This is a genomic window from Mycobacterium sp. 852013-51886_SCH5428379 (assembly GCF_001665575.1).
GTDB lineage: Bacteria > Actinomycetota > Actinomycetes > Mycobacteriales > Mycobacteriaceae > Mycobacterium.
The window spans coordinates 41,315-62,704 of record NZ_LZSU01000039.1 but is presented as its reverse complement, the minus strand read 5'-3'; the positions used below and the strand labels follow the sequence as shown (position 1 = coordinate 62,704).

At 70.5% G+C, this 21,390-nt stretch carries 14 protein-coding genes and 1 pseudogene; 7 read left to right on the top strand and 8 right to left on the bottom strand.

The window, feature by feature from the left end; genetic code table 11:
• The first annotated feature begins 24 nt into the window (after positions 1-24).
• The 6 genes from A5757_RS17000 (at position 25) to rfbA (ending at position 6,492) form a co-directional block, all read left to right on the top strand.
• Entirely contained in the window at positions 25-1,713 is a 1,689-nt protein-coding gene (locus tag A5757_RS17000; RefSeq protein WP_066836226.1) for a hypothetical protein, read from the top strand.
• A 78-nt stretch (positions 1,714-1,791) separates the two neighbouring features.
• Positions 1,792-3,132, top strand: coding sequence for a UDP-glucose/GDP-mannose dehydrogenase family protein (locus A5757_RS16995; protein ID WP_066836225.1), 1,341 nt, complete (start codon positions 1,792-1,794; stop codon positions 3,130-3,132).
• 26 nt (positions 3,133-3,158) lie between these two features.
• On the top strand, positions 3,159-4,475 hold the full coding sequence (locus tag A5757_RS16990) for a cytochrome P450 (protein ID WP_231984032.1): 1,317 nt from the start codon (positions 3,159-3,161) through the stop codon (positions 4,473-4,475).
• Between the two features lies 1 nt (position 4,476).
• On the top strand, positions 4,477-5,238 hold the full coding sequence (locus A5757_RS16985) for a maleylpyruvate isomerase family mycothiol-dependent enzyme (protein ID WP_066836223.1): 762 nt from the start codon (positions 4,477-4,479) through the stop codon (positions 5,236-5,238).
• Positions 5,239-5,260: 22 nt separating this feature from the next.
• Positions 5,261-5,629 carry a nuclear transport factor 2 family protein gene (locus A5757_RS16980; RefSeq protein ID WP_066836221.1) on the top strand — a complete coding sequence of 123 codons (369 nt, stop codon included), beginning with the start codon at positions 5,261-5,263 and terminating at the stop codon, positions 5,627-5,629.
• Positions 5,629-6,492, top strand: a complete 864-nt coding sequence (gene rfbA, locus A5757_RS16975; RefSeq protein WP_066836219.1) for a glucose-1-phosphate thymidylyltransferase RfbA — start codon at positions 5,629-5,631, stop codon at positions 6,490-6,492. Before A5757_RS16980 ends, rfbA begins: the two co-directional genes overlap by 1 nt.
• Here the strand turns inward: rfbA and A5757_RS16970 are convergent.
• The 8 genes and pseudogenes from A5757_RS16970 to A5757_RS16935 form a co-directional block, all read right to left on the bottom strand.
• A pseudogene (locus A5757_RS16970) lies at positions 6,493-8,596 on the bottom strand (xanthine dehydrogenase family protein molybdopterin-binding subunit).
• A complete protein-coding gene (locus A5757_RS16965; protein WP_066836217.1) occupies positions 8,593-9,585 on the bottom strand; it encodes a xanthine dehydrogenase family protein subunit M in 993 nt (330 codons plus the stop codon). The pseudogene A5757_RS16970 and the gene A5757_RS16965 overlap by 4 nt, the downstream one beginning before the upstream one ends.
• Positions 9,582-10,103 carry a 2Fe-2S iron-sulfur cluster-binding protein gene (locus A5757_RS16960; RefSeq protein WP_066836215.1) on the bottom strand — a complete coding sequence of 174 codons (522 nt, stop codon included), beginning with the start codon at positions 10,101-10,103 and terminating at the stop codon, positions 9,582-9,584. Before A5757_RS16960 ends, A5757_RS16965 begins: the two co-directional genes overlap by 4 nt.
• Positions 10,100-11,362, bottom strand: coding sequence for a YibE/F family protein (locus A5757_RS16955; protein ID WP_066836214.1), 1,263 nt, complete (start codon positions 11,360-11,362; stop codon positions 10,100-10,102). The genes A5757_RS16960 and A5757_RS16955 overlap by 4 nt, the downstream gene beginning before the upstream one ends.
• 21 nt (positions 11,363-11,383) lie before the next feature.
• The gene (locus A5757_RS16950) at positions 11,384-12,670 is read right to left on the bottom strand and encodes a pyridoxal phosphate-dependent aminotransferase (protein ID WP_066836213.1); all 1,287 of its coding nucleotides are present in this window, start codon (positions 12,668-12,670) and stop codon (positions 11,384-11,386) included.
• A gap of 103 nt (positions 12,671-12,773) precedes the next feature.
• Positions 12,774-16,064 (bottom strand): (Fe-S)-binding protein, encoded by a 3,291-nt coding sequence (locus A5757_RS16945; protein WP_066836212.1) that lies wholly within the window; start codon positions 16,062-16,064, stop codon positions 12,774-12,776.
• A 124-nt stretch (positions 16,065-16,188) separates the two neighbouring features.
• A complete protein-coding gene (iniR, locus tag A5757_RS16940) occupies positions 16,189-18,702 on the bottom strand; it encodes an isoniazid response ATPase/transcriptional regulator IniR (RefSeq protein ID WP_066836210.1) in 2,514 nt (837 codons plus the stop codon).
• 8 nt (positions 18,703-18,710) lie between these two features.
• Positions 18,711-20,528, bottom strand: coding sequence for an Hsp70 family protein (locus tag A5757_RS16935; RefSeq protein WP_066836207.1), 1,818 nt, complete (start codon positions 20,526-20,528; stop codon positions 18,711-18,713).
• A gap of 202 nt (positions 20,529-20,730) precedes the next feature.
• Between A5757_RS16935 and A5757_RS16930 the strand changes: the two genes are divergently transcribed.
• Positions 20,731-21,252, top strand: a complete 522-nt coding sequence (locus A5757_RS16930) for an IniB N-terminal domain-containing protein (RefSeq protein ID WP_066836205.1) — start codon at positions 20,731-20,733, stop codon at positions 21,250-21,252.
• The last annotated feature ends 138 nt before the right edge of the window (positions 21,253-21,390 follow it).

Below are 21,390 nucleotides of genomic sequence, written 5' to 3'. Positions count from 1 at the left end.
ATAGCTAACTTTTTTGGAGGACTTGTGGACATCGTTCTCGGTGTCTCGATGACCCCCTCGACGGTCCGCATGGTGCTGGTCGAGGGTGAGAAAGCCGACGGCGTCACGGTCGACCACGACGTCTTCGACATCCACGCCGTCGACGGCTCAGCAACGTCCAGCGCCGCCGAACAGGTCGTCGCCGCGGTGCTCGGCACCCAGGAGAGCGCGGAAGCCGGCGGTCATCACCTGAAGTCGATCGGCGTCGCCTGGAGTGACCACGCCGAGGCCTCGGCGCTGCGTGACACGCTCGCCGCGCGCGGCATCGAAGACGTGATGCTGGTGTCGGAGGGCCACGCCGCCGCAGCGCTGGCCCAGGCCGTCGGCCGCGCCGTCGGATACGCCAGCACCGCGCTGTTCTTCATCGACCGCGACACCGCCACCGTCTCGGTGGTGCAGACCGCCGACGGTTCGGTGACCACGGTGCTCAGCCGCAATCTGCACGGCACCGACGCCATGGCCGTCCTCGGCGAGATGGCCGCCGCAGTCGACGCGCGCGCCGACGCACCGCAGGGCATGTTCGTCGTCGGCTCCGGAGTGGACGTCACCGAGGTCCGGTCGCATCTTGCGCGTCTGCTGACCATCCCGGTCAACGCCCCCGAAGAGTCCGACCTCGCCCTCGCCCGCGGCGCCGCACTCGCCTCGGCCCACGCCCCGCGGTTCGAGGCCTCCACGGTCGGGCTGGCCTATTCGCAGGATCCCGACGGAGGTCCGACCGCCGGCGGTGGCTACGCCGCGTTCGGTGCCGCCGCCACCCAGATGGCGCCCGTCAGCAGCGAGGCAGCCGTCGCCCCGGCCGCCTACAGCGAACCGCTCCCGCCGCCGGCGCCCGTCGAGGACGAGAACCGCAAGCCCTTCCTCCTGGTCGGCAGCGCGCTGTCGTCGATCTTCGTGGTCGGCGTCGTCGCGCTGGTGATCTCACTGGCGGTCAGCATCCGGCCGACCGCCGATCAGCGGCCGAGCCCCGCCGAGGCGGCGATCGTGCCGAGCGTGCAGGTGCCCGCCCCGGCCCCGCCGGCCGAGAAGGCCGCGCCCGTCGTCGCGCCCCCGCCCCCAGCGGCCGAGACCATCAAGGCGCCGGTGCCCGTCGTGCAGGAAGCTCCGCAGGCCCCGCCCCGTCAGGTCTTCGTCGAACGCCCGGCCGCTCCCGCTCCGGCACCTGCGCCTGCGGCACCCGCACCGGCCCCCGCCGCGCCGGCGCCCGCTCCGGCTCCGGTTCCGGCCGCTCCGGTCCCGGTGCCGGTGCCGGTACTGCCCGCGCCGGTCATCCTCCCGCCCCCGGCGCTGCTACCGCGGCCGATCTACCGCCCGCCGGTGTACGACGAGCCCGAGTCCCCGCAGTGGCCGAATCCGTGGCGGCCGCCGCAGCAGCAGGTGCCGCAGCGTCCCTCGTATCCGGTCGTGCCCCAGGTGCCGTCGCGTCCGCAGGTCCCCGTGATCCCGCAAGCACCCCAGGCGCCCAAGGTGCCGTTGGTTCCGCAGCTGCCCCAGCTTCCGCAGATCCCGCAGATCCTCTCGCCGGCGAACGGTTCGGGATCGTCGGGCTCCTCCTCGTCGGGCCGCGGCGGCTACGGCGGTAGCGGCGGCGGTGGATACGACGGCGGCGGTTCGTCCGGCCGCGGGGGATCGTCCGGCGGCGGCAGCATCCTCCCGCCGATTTGGCCGTTCGGCTAACCGACCGGACATCCGGCGTTCGCATGCCGCTCGGCGTCACGTAGCGGTCCGCTCACCGCGTCCGCATATCAAGTCGGTATGCGATGCGCTGTGTTCGGCACCGGGTATCTCGGCGCGACCCACGCCGCTGGAATGGCCGAGCTCGGTCATGAGGTCATCGGCGTCGACATCGACCCCGGGAAGGTCGCCAAACTCGCCGCCGGCGAGATCCCCTTCTACGAGCCGGGGCTACGGGACGTCCTGAGCCGCAACATCGCCGCGCAGCGGTTGCAGTTCACCAGCGACTACGGCGCGGCTGCCGGATTCGCCGACGTGCACTTCATCGGGGTCGGGACGCCGCAGAAGAGAGGCGAACACGGCGCCGACGTCTCCCAGGTGTACGCCGTGATCGACGACCTCGTCCCGCGGTTGCGTCGTGACGCCGTGATCGTCGGCAAATCCACGGTGCCGGTGGGCACTGCAGCCGCGATCGGTGCGCGCGCCAGAGAACTCGCCCCGCAGGGCATCGACGTCGAGGTGGCGTGGAACCCGGAGTTCCTCCGCGAGGGCTTCGCTGTCCAGGACACGCTGGCGCCCGACCGTATCGTGCTTGGCGTGCAACCTGATTCGACGCGCGCCGAGGCGGTGCTGCGCGAACTCTATGCACCCATCCTGGCCTCCGGCGTGCCGTTCCTGGTCACGGATCTGCAGACCGCCGAACTGGTCAAGGTGGCGGCGAACGCCTTCCTGGCCACGAAGATCTCGTTCATCAACGCGATCTCGGAGGTGTGCGAGGCCGCCGACGCCGACGTCACGGTGCTGGCCGACGCGCTCGGCCACGACCCCCGCATCGGACGCCGGTTCCTGAACGCGGGACTGGGATTCGGCGGCGGCTGCCTGCCCAAGGACATCCGCGCGTTCATGGCCCGCGCGGGGGAGCTGGGCGCCAACCACGCGCTGACCTTCCTGCGCGAGGTGGACAGCATCAACATGCGCCGGCGCACCCGGATGGTCGAACTGGCGGCCACCGCGTGCGGCGGATCGCTGCTCGGCGCCACCATCGCCGTCCTCGGCGCGGCGTTCAAACCCGAATCCGACGACGTCCGCGATTCACCCGCGCTCAACGTGGCCGGGATGTTGCAACTCAACGGCGCCACGGTCAACGTCTACGACCCCAAGGCGATGGACAGCTCGCGGCGGGTGTTCCCCACGCTGAATTACGCGACGTCGATCGACGACGCCTGTGATCGGGCCGACGCGGTGCTGGTGCTCACCGAGTGGCGCGAGTTCGTGGAGCTGGACCCCACGGCGCTGCGCGGTACGGTGCGCGCGAAAGTCGTTGTGGACGGACGTAACTGCCTCGACCGCGAGCGCTGGTCGGCGGCCGGCTGGCGGGTGTACGCGCTGGGCAGATCGCCGTCCGCGCCTAAGCTCGGGTGATGGCACGAACTTCTTCCAGGCCGACGATGCGGCAGCGCATTCGCTGGGTGGCCCTGCACGGCGTGGTCCGCGGACTGTCCCGGATGGGAATGCGCCGCGGCGACGCCCAGGCCCGTCTGATCGGCGACCCCGCGGTGCGCGCGGACCCCGCCACGTTCGCCGACGAGCAGCGGGTGCACGGACGGATCGTGCGGGGCCGCGCCGCGTCGATGACGTTCGACCACGACATCGCCGGGGAACTGCTGCGCTCCGACGACTTCCGGGTGTCCTCGCTGGGCGGCCAGTTGCCGCCCGCGCTGCGCTGGATCATCGACCGCACCGACACCGGTCTGCTGCACCCGATCGAACCGCCGTCGCTGCTGACCATCGAGCCACCCGACCACACCCGCTGCCGCAAGCTGGTGTCCTCGGTGTTCACCAGCCGCGCGGTGAAGCGGCTGCGCGACGGCGTGGAGGCCACCGCGCAAACCCTGCTCGACGACCTGGAGCGCGACGCCGACAACATCGGCGCCGTCGACATCGTGGAGCGCTATTGCTCGCAGCTGCCGGTCTCGGTGATCTGCGACGTGCTCGGTGTCCCCGACTCCGACCGGCCGGAGATCCTGCGCTTCGGTGAACTCGGGGCGCCCAGCCTGGACATCGGCCTGTCCTGGTCGCAGTACCTGCGGGTCAACGACGGCATCGTGGGGTTCAACGACTGGCTGGTCGGCCACCTGCGGGCGCTGCGCCGCCAGCCCGGTGACGACCTGCTCAGCCAGCTCATCGCCGCCTCCGACGGTGAGGACGGGATCAGCGAACGGGAACTGCAGGCGACGGCGGGCCTGGTGCTCGCCGCCGGATTCGAGACCACGGTGAACCTGCTGGGCAACGGCATCAAGATGCTGCTCGACCACCCCGACCAGCTCGCCGTCCTGCAGGAGCGTCCCGAACTGTGGGCAGGCGCCGTCGAAGAGATTCTGCGGCTCGACTCGCCGGTGCAGATGAGCGCGCGGGTGGCCAAGACCGACGTCGAGATCGGCGGGGTGCCGGTGCGCCGCGGCGAACTGGTCATCATCCATCTCGCCGGGGCCAACCGCGATCCCGCGGTGTTCGACGATCCGCATCGCTTCGACGTCACGCGGGAGAACGCGGGCCGGCATCTGTCCTTCTCCGCCGGCAGGCATTTCTGTCTGGGCGCGGCCTTGGCCCGCGCCGAGGGGGAGGTGGGGCTGCGCGCGTTCTTCGACCGCTTCCCGCACGCCGAGCTGGACGGCGCGGGCACCCGCCGGGAGACCCGGGTGCTGCGCGGCTGGGCGACTCTGCCGATCAGGCTCCGAGCGGCGCGCGCCGCGCTAAATTCATGAGGTGGACTTCCGGGCAGCGCTGCTCGAGCAGACCGACAGCTTCGGCGATCTGATCGCCGCGGGCGATCCCCAGGCGCCCGTTCCCACCTGCCCGGACTGGACGTTGCGCCAGCTGTTCCGTCATGTCGGGCGCGGCCACCGCTGGGCAGCGCAGATCATCGCCGAACGGCGCGGCCACGAACTCGACCCGCGCGACGTCCGGGACGGCCGGCCGCCCGACGATCCGGAGGCCGCCGCCGAATGGCTCCGGCAGAGCGCGAGGTTGATCGTCGACGCCCTCGACCGGGTGGGCTCCGACGCGCGGGTGTGGACGTTCCTCGGCCCCCGCCCCGCGGGCTGGTGGGTGCGCCGCCGTCTGCACGAGGCGACTGTGCACCGCGCCGACGCGGCCATCACCGTGGGCGCCGACTACACCCTCGACCCCGAACTGGCCGCCGACGCGGTCAGCGAGACCATCGAACGGGTCAGCGTGCAGGCCCGCGCCGTACGGCAGCGCGGGCATCCGCCGCTGGAGCGGGACGACACCATCCACCTGCACGCCACCGACGACGCCCTGGGGCCGAGCGGCGAATGGACCGTCCGCCACGACGAGGACGGCATCTCGTGGTCGCACGACCACGGCAAGGCCAGCGTGGCGGTGCGCGGGCCGGCCACGGCGCTGCTGCTGGCGGTCAGTGGCCGACGCAGCGCCGAGGAAAGCGGTTTGGAGATCTTCGGCGACACCGACGTCTGGAACCGGTGGCTGGAGCGGACGCGGTTCTGACCGGCGTGGGTAGATTCGCGGGATGACCACTTCGGAGAAGGCCACCGTCCTCGCCTGGCATGACGCGCTCAACGCCCGCGACATCGACACGCTGATCGAGCTGTCCAGCGACGACATCGAGATCGGTGACGCGGCCGGTGCGGCCCAGGGACACGCCGCGCTGCGGGAGTGGGCGCAGGCATTGGATGTGACGGCTGAGCCGGGCCGGCTGTACATCAACGGCGGGACCGTGGTCGTCGAGGAGCAGATCACGACGGTCACCGGCGAAACCGGTGTCGCCGCGTCGGCGTTCCGGGTGGTGCACGACAAAGTGACCTCGGTGTTCCGGCACGACGATCTGGCCTCGGCGCTGGCCGCCACCGAGCTGACCGAAGACGACGCGACGACCTGATGCGCGGCATCATCCTGGCCGGCGGTTCGGGAACGCGCCTGTATCCCGTCACGCTCGGGGTGTGCAAACAGCTTGTGCCCGTGTACGACAAGCCGCTGATCTACTATCCGCTGTCCACCCTGATGCTCGCCGGCATCCGCGACATCCAGGTGATCACCACCCCCGAGGACGCTCCCCGGTTCGAGAGGGTGCTCGGCGACGGATCGGCGTTCGGCATCTCGATCACCTACGCCGTCCAGCGCGCACCGGAGGGGCTGGCGCAGGCGTTCGTCATCGGCGCCGAGCACATCGGCACCGGACCGGTCGCATTGGCGTTGGGGGACAACATCTTCTACGGGCCGGGTCTGGGCAGCAGTCTGCGCCGCTTCCACGACGTCGATGGCGGCGCGATCTTCGCGTACTGGGTGGCCAACCCCGCCGACTACGGGGTGGTCGAGTTCGACGCCGACGGTAGAGCGCTGTCGCTCGAGGAGAAGCCGCTCACCCCCAAGTCGCACTACGCCGTGCCGGGCCTGTACTTCTACGACAACGATGTCGTCGAGATCGCCCGCGGCCTGAAGAAATCCGCGCGCGGCGAGTACGAGATCACCGATATCAACCGCACCTATCTCGACCAGGGCCGGCTGAGCGTCGAGGTGCTCGCCCGCGGCACCGCCTGGCTCGACACCGGCACGTTCGACTCGCTGCTCGACGCCGGTGACTACGTCCGCACGATCGAACGCAGGCAGGGCCTGAAGATCTCGGTTCCCGAAGAGGTCGCTTGGCGCGTCGGGTTCATCGGCGACGACGAATTGGCCTCCCGCGCAGCGACACTGATGAAATCGGGCTACGGCGCCTACCTGCTCGGCCTGCTCGAACGCTGATCAGGGCAGCCCGGCGAGCACCTTGTCGAGGGTGAGGGGCAGATCCCGCACCCGCACTCCGGTGGCGTGGTAGACGGCGTTGACGACGGCCGCGGCCGATCCAACGATGCCGATCTCTCCGGCGCCGCGCGAACCCATGGCGTTGGCGTGTTCGTCGACTTCGCCGAGCCAGATCGCGTCGATGTCGGCCACGTCGGCGTGTGCGCTGAAGTGGTAGGTCGCGAGATCCTGCGTCACGACATGACCGAAGCGCGGATCGCGAAAACTCTCCTCGTGCAACGCCATCGACAACCCCATGGTCATCCCGCCGATCAGCTGCGAGCGCAGTGTCCTGGCGTTGATCGCCCGGCCGACGTCGAATACGCCGAGCATCCGCGGCACCCGGATCTCCCCGGTGTCCCGGTGCACCCGGGCTTCGACGAAGTGCGCGCCGAACGACTGCATCGTGTACTTCTCGGACTCGGGATTCTCCGGCGCCTCCGCCGACGTGCTCGCCCCCACCGCCGGCGGATCGCCGTGGTCGCGGCGGAACTGCCGGGCGGCCGCCACGATCGCCGACCCCCAGGAGTTGATGCCAGACGAACCGCCCGCGACCGACGCGTCCGGCAGCGCGGAGTCGCCGATGCGCAACTCGACCGCCTCGGTGTCCACCCCCAATGCGTCCGCGGCGATCTGTGTCAACGTCGTCCAGGTTCCGGTGCCGATGTCGGCGGCGCCGATCTCGACCAGGTAGCGGCCCTCGGCGACGTAGGTGACGCGTGCGGTGTTACCGGGCATCATCATCGCAGGGTACGTCGCGGACGCCACCCCGAGACCGACGTACCAGTCACCCGAGATCGTCTGTGCGGCAGCAGGATTACGCTGATCCCATCCGAACCGATCGGCGCCCAGGCGCAGACACTCGACCAGGTGCCGGCCCGACCAGGGTTTCCCGGTCTCGGGATCCACCTCGGGATCATTGATCACCCGCAGCTCGATCGGGTCGATACCGCAGGCCACGGCCAACTCGTCCATCGCCACTTCGGCGGCGTAGGTGCCGGGGCATTCGCCGGGGGCGCGCATCCAAAACGGAACCGGCACATCGAGCGCGGCCAAGCGGTGGGAAGTCCGGCGATTGGGGCTCGCGTACATCTTCCGCGAGGTCACCGCCGTCTGCTCCGCGTACTCCTTGACGGTGGAAGTTTGCTCGACCACGTCGTGCACCAGCGCGGTGAGCCGGCCGTCGCGATCGGCACCCAGCCGCAGCCGCTGCAGGATCTGAGGGCGGTAGCCGACGAGGGAGAACATCTGCTGGCGGGTGACGGCCATCTTCACCGGCCGGCCCGGCAGCCGCTGGGCGGCCAGCAACGCCAGCACGTTGTGCGCGTGTGGCGCGCCCTTGGAACCGAATCCACCGCCGACATGCGGGTTGATCACCCGCATCTGGTCGACCTCGAGGCCCAGGATCGGGGCGAGCGCTTTGCGCACGGCGTGGGCGCCCTGGGTGGAGTCGTACATCGTGACCGCGGTCCGGCCGTCGTCCTGCGACCACACAGCGATGCAGGCGTGCGGTTCCATCGGGTTGTTGTGCTCGATCGGTGTCGAATAGCTTTCGTCGACGGTGAACTCGGCAGTCGCCAGCGCTGTGTCTACGTCACCTTCGTCGGTGTCGGTGTCATAGCCCGAGTTGACCTCCTCAGGTGCGTACAGCCCGGGGTGCTCGGCGGTCAGCACGACGTCGTGCGGCTCCTCGCTGTACATCACCTGCACCAGAGCGGCTGCGTGCCGGGCGATCTCGGCGGTCTCGGCGACCACCCCGCCGATGATCTGACCGCGGAAGTGCACCCGGTCGTCCTGCAGGATGGCCAGTTCACCGTCCTCGGCGTCGGCCAGCTTCGGGGCGTCGAACACGGTGAGCACATCGAGCACCCCGTCGACGGCACGTGCCGCGGCCACGTCCATGGCGGTGACCTGCCCGCGGGCGATTGTCGACTGCACGGCGTGCAGATAGGCGGCGTCGTCGACGGGGACGTTCGAAGGCGTAGTGGGCGGTCCCGGTCACCTTGAGCGGGCCGTCGCGGCGGGGCATCGGGCGGCCCATCGCCTGGGCGTCGAGCAGCGTCATCGCCGGCTCCGCTCGGTCAGGGTGCGCAGTTCGGCGATGATGGCCCGGCGGGCGAGCTCGACCTTGAACTCGTTGCCCGGCAACGGTTCTGCGTCGGCCAGTTCGGCACGGGCGGCCGCTGCGAACGTGTCGTCGGTCGCGGGTGCGCCGACCAGTACCTTCTCGGCCGCACGGGCGCGCCACGGCTTGTGCGCGATACCACCCAATGCGAGGCGCGCCGAACGGATCTCGTTGCTCTCGGCGACGCTGAGTTCCGCCGCGACCGACACCAGGGCGAACGCATAGGACGCCCGGTCGCGGATCTTGCGGTAGTCCGAGACGGCTTCCGACGGTGGTGGTGGCAGTTCGACGGCGGTGATCAGCTCACCGTGTTCCAGCACGGTGTCGCGATGGGGCTCGTCGCCGGGCAGTCGGTAGAAGTCGTCGATCGGGATGCGGCGTTCACCGCCGCTGCCCTCGACCACGATCACGGCGTCCAGCGCCGCCATGGCCACCGCCATATCCGACGGGTGCGCTGCGACGCAGTGCGGTGAGGCGCCGAGAATTGCGTGGTAGCGGACGTATCCGCCGATCGCCGAGCATCCCGTGCCGGGGTTGCGCTTGTTGCACGGCGTGGTGACGTCCTGGAAGTAGACGCAGCGGGTGCGCTGCAGCAGATTGCCCGCGGTCGTTGCGGCGTGCCGCAACTGCCCCGAGGCCGCGGACAGCAGGGCGCGCGCGAGCACCGGATAGCGGGACCGGATCAGCGGGTCGGCGGCCAGATCGCTGTTGCGGACCGTCGCCCCGATGCGCACGCCGCCGTCGAGCGGGGCAATCTCGTCGAGGTCGAGTCGGCTGACGTCGACCAGCAGATCCGGTGCAGCGACACCGAGTTTCATGTGGTCGACGAGGTTGGTGCCCCCGGCGAGGTACGCGGCGTCGGGATGGGCGGTCAGCGTGGCCACCGCGTCGGCGGGGCTCTCGGCGAGGTGGTAGTCGAACGTCTTCACCGCTGCGCCGCCTGTTCGATGGCGGCGACGATGTTGGGGTAGGCCGCGCAGCGACAGAGGTTCCCGCTCATCCGCTCGCGGATCTCGTCGTCGGTGAGTTCCGGTGTGGCGTCGAGGTCTTCGCTCACGAAGCTCGGCGCACCCGACTTCACCTCGTCGAGCATCCCGACGGCCGAGCAGATCTGACCGGGGGTGCAGTAGCCGCACTGGAAGGCGTCCTCGTCGTAGAACGCCTGCGCGACGGGGTGGAGGTCGTCGGCGGTGCCGAGACCGGCGGCGGTGGTGATGCTCGCGCCGTCGGCGGCAACGGCGAACGTCAGGCAGGTGGTGACGCGGCGGCCGTCGCGCAGCACGGTGCAGGAGCCGCACTGGCCGTGGTCGCACCCCTTCTTCGGGGCGGTCACTCCCAGATGTTCGCGGAGTGCATCGAGCAGGGTGACGCGGTTGTCGACGGTGACCGTGTGCTGTCGGCCGTCGACCTCGAGGGTCACCGAAGAAACGTGGAGGGGCTGGCTCACCCGGGCCGGGTACCCGGGCCGGGGCCGGCGAAACGCGACCCCGGGCTCGCGCGCACCGTGGCGATGGCGGTGGTCAGCGGCACCGACAGGGCGAGCGCGATCCCGCCGACCGCCGAGCGGGCGATCTCGATGGCCACGCTCTCGCTGGTCAGCACATCGGCCAGGGACCGGTTGGCGACACTGAACAACAACATCAGCGGCAGCGCGCTGCCCGCATACGCCAGCACCAGGGTGTACACGGTGCTGGCGATGTGATCGCTGCCGACCCGCATCGCGCGCAGGAAGACGTCGCGCCGCGACGTCCCGTCGCCCACGGCCGCGAGTTCGAACGCGGTCGACGCCTGCGCGACCGTCACGTCGTTGAGCACGCCGAGGGAGCCGATGATGAAGCCGGCCAACAGCAGACCGGTGATCGACACGTTGCCCAGATACGCGGCGACCTCGTTGTTCTGATCCTCCGACAGACCGGTCAGATGCACGAGTTCGATTGCGCCCCAGGACAGGAAGGCCGCCAGCCCCAGCGAGGTGAGCGTCCCGAGTAGGGCTGCGCTGGTGCGCAGGCTCACCCCGTGCGCGAGGAACAGCACCGCGTAGAGGATCACCGCCGAGCCGACCAGGGCGACGGGGATCGCCGGGGCGCCGTCACGCAGCGCCGGCAGCAGGAAGATCATCAACACGGCGAAGGCCACGACGATGCCGACCAGGGCGCGCAGCCCCCGCCACCGCGCGACCGCCACCACCACGACGGCGAACGCCCCGGCCAGCAGCGCCAGCGGCCAACCCCTGGCGTAGTCGTAGAAGGAGTAACTCGTGGCGCCCAGGGCGTCGACCTGACGGCTGAGGCGGATGTCGTCACCGGCCAACAGCTCGGGTTGCCCTGGCCCGCCGCTGAACTCGAGCAGCGTCTTCGCGCCGGCGTTCGGCCCGGTGTCGATGGCCACCAGCGTCTGTACGCACTGCGCGGTGCCGCCCTGCGTCGGCGACGGATCAACGGTCAGCACCGCACCCGCCGACGGGCTGCCACACGGAGCCAGACTCGTCGACACGACGTGACCGGCCTCGGTGGTGACCGCACCGCCCTCGGCGTTCTGGAACGGCAGCGGGATGTCGGCCTTCTGCTGGCTCGGCCACAGCAACGCGGCACCGACCAACACCGCCAGCGCGATGACGACCAACAGTCCGACCACGATCTTCGCGGCGACCGGACCGAGCGGCGACGGACCGCTCAACGAGTGCGAATGGGCGTGGGAGTGCGTCACCCCGACAGGGTAGTCGGAGCGCTACTGGCGGTAGCTGGTCAGGAAGTTGCCGAGCCGGTCGATCGCGGCGGTCAGATCACGGGCCCACGGCAGCGTCACGATCCGCAGATGATCCGGGGTGGGCCAGTTGAACCCGGTGCCCTGGACCACCAGGATCTTCTCCTGCAGCAACAGATCCAGCACCAGCTGCTCGTCGTCGTGGATCTCGTAGACCTCGGGATCCAGCCGCGGGAACGCGTACAGCGCACCGCGGGGTTTCACGCAGGAGACGCCGGGGATCTCGTTGAGTTTCTGCCAGGCCACGTCGCGCTGCTCGAGCAGCCGGCCGCCGGGCAGCACCAGATCGTCGATGCTCTGGTATCCGCCGAGCGCGACCTGAATCGCATGCTGGGCAGGCACATTCGGGCACAACCGCATATTCGCCAGCAGGCTGATGCCCTCGATGAAACTGCCTGCGTGTTCCTTCGGGCCGGTGATCACCAGCCACCCCGACCGGTAGCCGGCCACCCGGTAGGCCTTGGACAGCCCGTTGAACGTCAGCGTCAACACGTCGGGTGCGACCGACGCCATCGAGATGTGCTCGGCGTCGTCGTAGAGGATCTTGTCATAGATCTCGTCGGACAGCAGCAGCAGCTCGTGCTTGCGCGCCAGTTCGGCGATCTGCTCGAGGGTTTCACGGCTGTACACCGCGCCGGTCGGATTGTTCGGGTTGATCACGACGATCGCCTTGGTGCGGTCGGTGATCTTGGCTTCGATGTCGGCGACGTCGGGGTTCCAGCCCTGCGTCTCGTCGCACAGGTAGTGCACCGGGGTGCCGCCGGCCAGTGAGGTACACGCCGTCCACAGCGGATAGTCCGGCGCGGGGATCAGCACCTGATCGCCGTTGTCGAGCAGCGCCTGCAGCGTCATCTGGATCAGCTCGGAGGCGCCGTTGCCGAGGAACACGTCGTCGACGTCGAACCGGGGGAAGCCCTCGACGAGTTCGTAGCGGGTGAACACCGCACGGCGCGCAGGCATGATGCCCTTGGAGTCCGAGTAGCCCTGTGCGTACGGCAGCGCCTGGATGATGTCGCGCATGATCACGTCGGGCGCCTCGAAGCCGAACGGGGCCGGATTGCCGATGTTCAGCTTGAGGATGCGGTGGCCCTCGGCCTCGAGCCGGGAAGCGTGCTCGTGGACCGGCCCGCGGATCTCGTAGAGAACGTCCTGCAGCTTCGAGGACTGGGTGAACACACGCGGCTTCTGGTGGTGCCCAGAGGGGTGCCACGTCCGCTCTGCGGGCGTCGGGGGCCTGGTCATGTGTTCCATGGTCGCACGGTTGTCGACGGGTTTTCGCCGAGCCGCGACTGCACGGTTGTTGTACGCATCGGTCGAGTGACCGTGTCAACAACCGTGCAGTCGGCGGCTGCGGTCAGCGCTTCCCGGGGCGACGGGCGCCCTTCGCGATGCCGAGACCCTTCACCGGCGGCTCGTCGCCGACGATGCGGGCGTCGCCGTCGCTCGAGCCGTTCGACGACGGCGCGGCGGGCTCCGGTGCGGGTTCCGGCTCAGCCTCGGGCTCGGCCTCCGGTTCCGGCGCGGGCGCAGCCTTCGGCTCCGGTGCGGGCTTCGGCTCTGCGGCGGGGGCGGCCTTCTTCTTGGCACCCGGGCGGCGGGCGCCTGCGGCGATACCCAGGCCCTTCACCTCCGGTTCCGGCTTGTGCTCGGCGAGACCGCGGTCGGAGTCGGCGGTGTCGTCGGCTTCGGTCCCGCTCGGCGCCTGATCCGGGTCGACGTTCGGCGGCTGGACGACGGTCGCGTCACCCTCGTGCGGGGTGGCCTCGGCCTTCTTCGCCGGTGCCTTCTTCGCGCCGGGGCGGCGGGCGCCCGCAGCGAGACCCAGGCCCTTGACCTCGGGTTCGGGCTTGGCCTCCGCAGTCTCCGCGGTGTCCACAGTCTCTGCGGCAGGAGTTGTCTCCGCCTTGGCCGCGGGAGCGGCAGCTGTCTTCTTCGCGCCGGGACGCTTCGCTCCGCCCGCGATGCCCAGACCCTTCACCGGTGCGGCGGTCTCGGCCTTCTCGGTGTCCGCCTTCGCCTCAGCCGGGGCAGCTTCTGCCTTCTGCGCCGGGGCGGCGGCGGTCTTCTTGGCGCCGGGACGTTTGGCGCCACCGGCGATGCCCAGACCCTTGGCCGGAGCGGCCGCCGGCTTGTCGGCCTCCGCGCCCTCGGGCTTGGCGTCCTCGGTTTTGGCGGCGGCCTTCTTCGCACCCGGACGCTTCGCGGCGCCGGCCAGACCGAGGCCGGTGACCGGCTTGGTCTCGGTCGCGGTCGAGGCGGCGGGGGCGGTCTCTTCCGCCGTCTCCTCGGGAGCCTCAGCGGGAGCTTCTTCGGTCGCAACAGATGCCTCGACCTTGGCCGCGCGCTCCTCGGCCTCCTTCGCCGCGGCGCCCTTCTCGGGCAGCGTCACCGAACTCTTGTCCAGCGACCCGAGCAGCAGCTGGGCGACGTCGAGCACCTCGACCTTCTCGATGTCGCGGGTGGCGGCCACGTCGTCGACACCGTCGGTCATCATCACGCGGCAGAACGGGCAGCCGGTCGCGATCGCCGAGGCGCCGGTTTCCACCGCCTCCTCGGACCGCTCGACGTTGACGCGCTTGCCGATGTGCTCTTCCATCCACATCCGGGCGCCGCCGGCGCCGCAGCACAGGCCGCGGTCCGCGTGGCGTGGCATCTCGGTCAGCGTCGCGCCCGACGCACCGATCAGCTCACGCGGCGCCTCGTACTCCTTGTTGTGCCGGCCCAGGTAGCAGGGGTCGTGGTAGGTGACCTCACGCCCGTCCGGACCGCCGCCGGTGCCGCCGTCGACGCCCTTGACGGGGATCAGCTTCTTGTCGCGGACCAGCCGGTTGAGCAGCTGGGTGTGGTGCAGCACGGTGTAGTTGCCGCCGACCTGCGGGTATTCGCGGCCCAGGGTGTTGAAGCAGTGCGGGCAGGTCACCACGACCTTGCGGTCGACGCGCTCGACGCCCTCGAACAGCTCGTTGAGGGTTTCCACGTTCTGCGCGGCGAGCTGCTGGAACAGGAACTCGTTGCCCGAGCGGCGAGCCGAGTCGCCGTTGCAGGTCTCGCCCTCGCCCAGCACCAGGAACTTCACGCCCGCGGTGGCGAGCAGTTCGGCGACGGCCTTGGTGGTCTTCTTGGCGCGGTCCTCATAGGCACCGGCACAACCGACCCAGAACAGGTACTCGTAGCCCTCGAAGGACTCGACGTCCTTGCCGTAGACCGGGACGTCGAAGTCGACCTCGTCGATCCAGTTGGTCCGGTCCTTGGCGTTCTGTCCCCAGGGGTTGCCCTTGTTCTCCAGGTTCTTGAACAGCACGCCGAGCTCACCGGGGAACTCGGACTCCATCATCACCTGGTAGCGGCGCATATCGACGATGTGGTCGATGTGCTCGATGTCCACCGGGCACTGTTCGACGCACGCGCCACAGGTGGTGCAGGACCACAACACGTCGGGATCGATGACGCCGCCCTGCTCCTCGGTGCCCACCAGCGGGCGGGTGGCCTGCCGCGGGTCGTCGGCGGGGATGCGCTCGAAGCCGGACTCCGGGACGTGCTCGTGCGAGTGCTTCTCGCTCTTCTTCTCGCCGCGCAGTTCCTCGCCGAGACCCCCCTCGGGGGTGTTCTCCAGCGGCGACTCCTTGCCGTCGAGGAAGTACGGCGCCTTGGCGAACATGTGGTCACGCAGATTCATGATCACGAGCTTCGGCGACAGCGGCTTACCGGTGTTCCACGCCGGGCACTGCGACTGACAACGCCCGCACTCCGTGCAGGTGGTCATGTCGAGGTAGCCCTTCCAGGTGAAGTCCTCGATCTTTCCGCGACCCAGCACCGCGTCCTCGGCGGGATCCTCGAAGTCGACGAGCTCACCCTTGGACTCGACGGGCAGCAGCGGGCCCAACCCGTTGGGCATGCGCTTGAACGTGACGTTGATCGGGGCCAGGCCGATGTGCAGGTGCTTGGAGTGCAGCACGATCAGCAGGAACACCAGCATGATCGCGATGTGGGCGAGCAGCGCCACCGTCTCGATCCACTCGTTCGCGGTGTGGCCGAGCGGCGCCATGATCCAACCCATGAACTGCGAGAAGAACGCGCCGTTGCCGTAGGGCAGGGCGTTGGTGTTCACGGCGGCGCCGCGGACCAGGGCGTAGGTCCAGATGACGTTGAAGATCATGAACAGGATCAGCCAGGCGCCGCCGGTGTGGGAGCCGTAGAACCGCGAGTCACGGCCGTGCTGCTTGGGCTCCTGACGCATGCGGATGATCGCGAAGGTGACGATGCCGAGCAGTACGGCGACGGCGAAGAAGTCCTGCAGGAAGCCGAGTGCATCCCACCGGCCGACCAGCGGGATGTGGAAGTCGTGATCGACGAGCTGGCCGAACGCCTCGAGGTAGACCGTGGCCAGGACGAAGAAGCCCCACATGGTGAAGAAGTGGGCGATACCGGGGACCGACCAGCGCAGCAGCCGAGTCTGACCGAACACCTCTTCGAACTGCGTGGTGATCCGCTTCTTGAGATCGTCCTTGCGGTTGTTGCCCTCGCTCATCGGTTGCCCGGAGCGGATCAGTTTGGTCAACCACAGGACGCGCTTTGCCGCGAACACACCGACGACGGCGACCATGAGGACTCCGGCGACGATCCTGATCAGCATCTGCGTTTCCACGCGATCCTCCGGTTCTTTGGTTACTCACCGGTAACTTGACCCATGTTACTGACGGGTAACTTGGGCTCGGTGCCTGCTCATAGTGACACCACCGGTATGGGCGCCGCTACGAAGGCTGCCCTTACTAGCCGGTTGGTCGACTCGGCGAGCCCAACATGGCGCGCAACATCGACAGCATTTCGGACCGCGATTCCGCCCCGATCCGCCGCCGGATCCGGGCCACATGATGCTCGACGGTCTTCGCCGAGATGAACAACTGGGCGCCGATATCGCGGTAGGGCATGCCGAGGAGGAGCAGTTCGGCGACCTCCCGTTCGCGGTCCGACAGCACGGCGCTCGCCGGCCGCGCCGGAGCGGCCGCGGGGGTCGATGATCCGCCCGCCGGCGGCGCCGCGGCCGGCGCCGGGCCGGAGTCGAGTCCGGTGACGGTCTGCTTGAGGTCGCGGGCGAGCTGCAGCATCGCCTGGGACACCCGCGGATCGGAGGTCTGCAGTGCGGCCTGACCGGCCAGCCGTGTCGCGTCCCAGGTGTGGCCGTACTGGGCGAGCCCCTTCGCCGCGGCGGTGACTTCGCCGACGTCGACCTGGTCGGCGAGCACCCGCAACCAGGTGCGACCGGCGGTGGCCAGCGCTCTGGCGAATGGGTTGGGCGCCGCGGGATCGCGGCCCGCGGCGGTCAGTGCCTGCCCGTGCGGCGCGACGGCGTCCGGGTCGTTGGCGAGGATGCCGGCGTGTACCCCCGCCCAGTGCAGGGGGAGTGACCACAACGCCGGGTCGCCGAGGCCGTCCAGCAGGGTGAAGGCCTGGTCGACGAGGTGGCGGATGCGGTCGAGTTGCCGCATCCGGGCCGCGGCGACCCAGAGTTCGCCGAGGGGGAGCAGGGAGAACAGGTCGACGGAGTACTCGGCGAGCACCTCGGTCGCGGCGTACCAGTGGGTCTGCATCGCGCCGCTGTCACCGCTGCGCCGGGCGATGGCCGTCTGCAGTGCCGCCGCCCACAGCGCGTCCCGACGATGCAGGTCCGCCCCGACGGGGACGGCCGCGGCCGCGGCCTGCAACTGCCCCTCCTGCATCTGCGTCCAGCCCAGCAGGAGCCGGTGCCGATGTGTGACGAAGATCGCATCGGCGGTCGGGCCTTCCGCACGCACCGCGCGACCCAGCACGCTGCGCGCCCGGGCCGTGTCACCGCCGTGCAGCGCGGTCAGGGCGACGAGTGCGGCGGGGCTGTCGGGAGCGACCTCCGGCTGGCGCGCCTCGGCGCCGATCGACTGGCCCAATCTCGCGACGACGACCGGATAGGACTGGTCCAGGGACAGCACCAGACCGGTGGCCAGCGCACGGGCGGTCCGGGCGATGGACGTCGGCGGCCCCGCGGTCGGTAACTCGGCCGACGTTCGGGCGGCCGCCGCGTCGCCGGCCGCCAGCGCGGCGATCGTGGCGGCGGCTCCGACGACGGCGTCCGGGGTGGGGCCCAGCCAGCCGAACAGGTCGTGCGCCTGTTCGGCGCTGCCGTCGTGCATCGCGACGCTGGCCGCGACCCGCACGGCCGCGGCACGTTCGGCGGCGTCGTCGGAGGTCAGCAGTTCGTCGCTGAGCCGGCGCGCGGTGTCGCAGTCCCCGGTCAGGGCCAGGGCGTCCGCCAGCTGTGCGCGCAACGCGGTGGCGCCCGCGTCGGCCGCGGCGCGGTAGAGCCGGGCCGCGCGGGCGGGGTGTTCGTCGGTGCGGGCCGCGAACGCGGTGAGCGCGTCGGCCAGCCGGTCGTCGCGGAGGCCGTGCTCGGCCAACCGCACGGCGAGTTCGGCCGACAGTGTCGACAGCCCGAGCTGCGAGGCCAGCAGCGACACCTCGAGTTCGTGATGCCGTGCCGCACCGCAGATCTGCGCGATCCCGTCGTGCACGGCACGCACGAAGTGCGGCGAGTGGGACGGCTCGAGCAGCCCGCTGGCCCGGGCCCGGTCGACGGCGGCCAGCGCGTCCCGGGAGGACATCTGCAGCGCGGCGGCCACGTCGTCGGGTCCGATGTCGAAACTCAGCGACGACAGCAGCAGCGTGTCCAGCAGCGGCTCGTCGAGGCGACGCAGCCGTTCGATGAGAGCGACCCGGGCCGCGTGCCGGACCGCGGACGGTCCGTCGCCGATCACCGCGAGGGTCGGCTGCACGAGGAACGGCAGACCCGCCGTCGCGGTCATGACTGACCGCATGGAATCCGGCGGAGGCGGTCCGCGGAGAAGGAGTGCGGCGGTGCGCGCGACCTCGGTGGGGGCCAGCGGCCCGAGCGACACCGGGGTGTTCTCCCGGTCCAGCGCCGTGACGAGCGCCCGCAGCGCGGTGTGGTGCACGAGCGGTTCTGCCGACACGACGACCGTCGCCCCCGGCTCGCCCGCCAGGACCGTCAGCCGGTCGAGTTCGTCGGCGCCGAGCAGGTGCGCATCGTCGACCACCACCGCGGCCCCGGGCGCGGGGCGGGCCGAGACTTGTCTGCCGGCCGCCCGCCACGCCCCGCGGATGGCCGCGAGTACCGCGGACTTACCCGTGCCGATACCGCCGCTGACCAGGAGCTTGACGGCGGCGTCCGGGTCGGCGGCCACCGCATCGACAGCCTCGCGCGCTGCCGGCGGAAGATCGGCCGGGCTCGCCATCGGTCGGGTCAGCCGACCTCGGGAAGGAAGGTCACGACCGGCGGGTCCGGCGGATCCGGCGGGTCGAAGGTCGTCGGCACCACCGTCGTCGTCGGGGGCGGAACCGTCGTCGTGGGCGGCGGTGTCGTGGTCGGCGGCGGTGTGGTCGTCGTCCGCGTCGTCGTGGTGGTCGTCGTGGTGCTGGTGGTCGTGGTCGTCGTGGTGGTGGACGACGGCGTCGTGGTGGTGGTCGTCGTGGTCGACGAGGGCGGTGGCGGAGGAGGCGGTGGCGGTTGGCTCACCGTCGTGGTGGCCTGACCGTCGGGTCCGATGGTGACGGTGGTGACCGGCGGCGGCAGGGGTTCCGGCGACGGCTCCATCGACACGGTCGTCGCCGTCTCGGTGACCGGCTCCGATTCGCCGACGTTCCCGGTGAGCGTCACCGCCAGGCCGCCGATGGCCAGCAGCGCGGCCGCGGCTGCGGCACCGAACAACAACGGGGGCCTCTTGTACCAGGGCAGCGGCCCTGGATCAGGGTCGGCGACCTGATCCTCGGGTGTGAACGCCACCGGTGGACGGGCGGCCGTGGAACCGGGATCGGCGACGTAGTCGGCGCCGGTGTAGGGCACGGGTTCCCCGGCGGGCGCGTCGTCCTGCGACCAGGCGAGCGCGCGGAACGTCGCCGACGAGGCGCCGTCGGCGGCCGCCTCGCCCGCGGCCAGGCCCGCGGCGCCGGCCGCCCACGCCGCAGGCGCCAGACCCGTCGGCGCGTCGGCGGCGGCCGTGACCGGCGACATGCCGGTCGGCGCGTCGGCATCGACGCCGCGGTCGGCGACCAGCGCCGCGCCCGCCGCGACGTTGAGCTGCGACTGCGGCGTGGTGATCACCGGAGCGCGCAGCTGCTCGGAGAGCCGCTGGGTGACCAGCGGGATGGCCGCACCGCCGCCCACGGTGGCGACCGCCGAGACGCTGGCCGCCGCAATCCCGTTGCGCTGCAAGGTGTCATCGATGGCGGCCAGCAGCCCGGCAAGCGGTTCGGCGATGAGCTGCTCGAGTTCGGGCCGCGTCACGCGGACGTCGGAGGTGAAGCCCGGGAGATCGACCGGCACCGCCGTGGCCGTCTCGGCGGACAGCCGCTCCTTGGCCTGGCGGCAGTGGTCTCGCAGCCGCGCCAGCGAACCCACCGCCGCCGTCCCCGCGGGGTCGGGATTGTTGGCGTCGGCGATACCGGCGAGCACATGGTTCAGCAGCGCCTGATCGACGGCGTCGCCGGAGAATTCGGCGTAGCGGACGGTCTGGCCGATCGCGTCGAGGTTGGCGCCTGCGTCGGCCAGCGTGATGCTGGTGCCGCTGCCGCCCAGATCGACCAGCGCGATCACCCCCTGACCGGGCAGACCGGGCGCGGCCTGCAGCGCTGCCAGGGCCGCCGTCGAGTCGGGGATCAGGGCGGCGGGCACACCGTTGGGGGCCAGTCCGGGCCGCGTGCGCAACGCGCCGCGCAACGCCCCGACGGTCCCGGGGCCCCAGTGCGCCGGGACGGCGATCGCGATCGGGGAGCCGCCGTCGACGGTGCGCGCCATCGCGTCGAGCGCCTCGGCCAGCACCAGTTCGCCGCGATGGGCCGAACCGTCGGCAGCCACCAGCGGCACCGGATCACCGACGCGGTCGACGAAGCCGCTGAGTACCAGACCGCCCGTGCCGAGATTCGGGTTGTCGGCCGGCACGCCCACCTCCGCGGGGCGGTCGGCGAACAGATGGAGCACGGCGCGACGGAGGACCGGAGGTCGGCCGACGCGAGCCGCCACCAGGTTGGTCATCCCGATGGACAGTCCCAGCGGTTCGGTCATGGGAACTCACCTTAATCGCAGCAGCCGTCCGGACGGCGAATATCCCCCTAGTGTTGCGCATCCCCTAACGGGCGATCCCCTAACCGGTGCAGCGACGGTGGGGTATGCACACCGATCCGGGGTACCGGCGGCGCGGATAGCATCGTCGACACGTGGGATTCGTCCCCGTGTCGACCACGTGACGACAACGCAAAGGTGTGTGATGGCTAACTCGCTACTCGACTTCGTCATGTCGCTGGTGCGGGATCCGGACGCGGCCGCGCGGTACGCCGCCGATCCGGCGCAGGCCATCGCCGACGCCGATCTGTCCGGCGTGACCAGTGTCGACGTCAACAACCTCATCCCCGTCGTGTCGGAATCCGTGTCGATGACCACGCCCGCGGTCGCGTTCGACAGCTTCGGTGCCGAACCGGCTGGCAACGTCTGGGCCAGCGGCGCAGCCACCGCGGCGTTCGACGCCTTCGACGCCTTCGACGCGTTCGACGACAACGGCCCGGCCGTGCCTGTCATCGACACCCCAGCCGTCGTCACCGACGCGAACGATGACATCGCCGGCGCCGACTCCGACGCGGTCTGGTCCGCGGATCCGGTATCACTGCAGTTCGACACCCCGTTGAGCGACGACGCCGTTCCGGCGGAGGCCGATTTCGCCGACGGTTGGGCACAGCCGCCCCTCGATGAGCCGCCCGTCGACCATCCCTCGGCGTTCGACCTGCTCGACTGACCCACCCCACCCGGCGACTCGACCCGACCACCCGCGCAGATCCTCGCGATCTGCGCGGGTTTTGCCGTTTGAGCTGGAGTTATTTCCCCCTTCCCCGGAGCCCCCGCCATAACCCCTAATCCCCTAACGGGAAAGTAG

Excerpts from the sequence above, each read along its gene's own strand:
- A5757_RS16995 (WP_066836225.1), top strand. The coding sequence starts at position 1,792 with ATGCGATGCGCTGTGTTCGGCACCGGGTATCTCGGCGCGACCCACGCC.
- A5757_RS16990 (WP_231984032.1), top strand. The coding sequence starts at position 3,159 with ATGCGGCAGCGCATTCGCTGGGTGGCCCTGCACGGCGTGGTCCGCGGA.
- A5757_RS16980 (WP_066836221.1), top strand. The coding sequence starts at position 5,261 with ATGACCACTTCGGAGAAGGCCACCGTCCTCGCCTGGCATGACGCGCTC.
- rfbA (WP_066836219.1), top strand. The coding sequence starts at position 5,629 with ATGCGCGGCATCATCCTGGCCGGCGGTTCGGGAACGCGCCTGTATCCC.
- A5757_RS16950 (WP_066836213.1), bottom strand. The coding sequence starts at position 12,670 with ATGGAACACATGACCAGGCCCCCGACGCCCGCAGAGCGGACGTGGCAC.
- iniR (WP_066836210.1), bottom strand. The coding sequence starts at position 18,702 with ATGGCGAGCCCGGCCGATCTTCCGCCGGCAGCGCGCGAGGCTGTCGAT.
- A5757_RS16935 (WP_066836207.1), bottom strand. The coding sequence starts at position 20,528 with ATGACCGAACCGCTGGGACTGTCCATCGGGATGACCAACCTGGTGGCG.
- A5757_RS16930 (WP_066836205.1), top strand. The coding sequence starts at position 20,731 with ATGGCTAACTCGCTACTCGACTTCGTCATGTCGCTGGTGCGGGATCCG.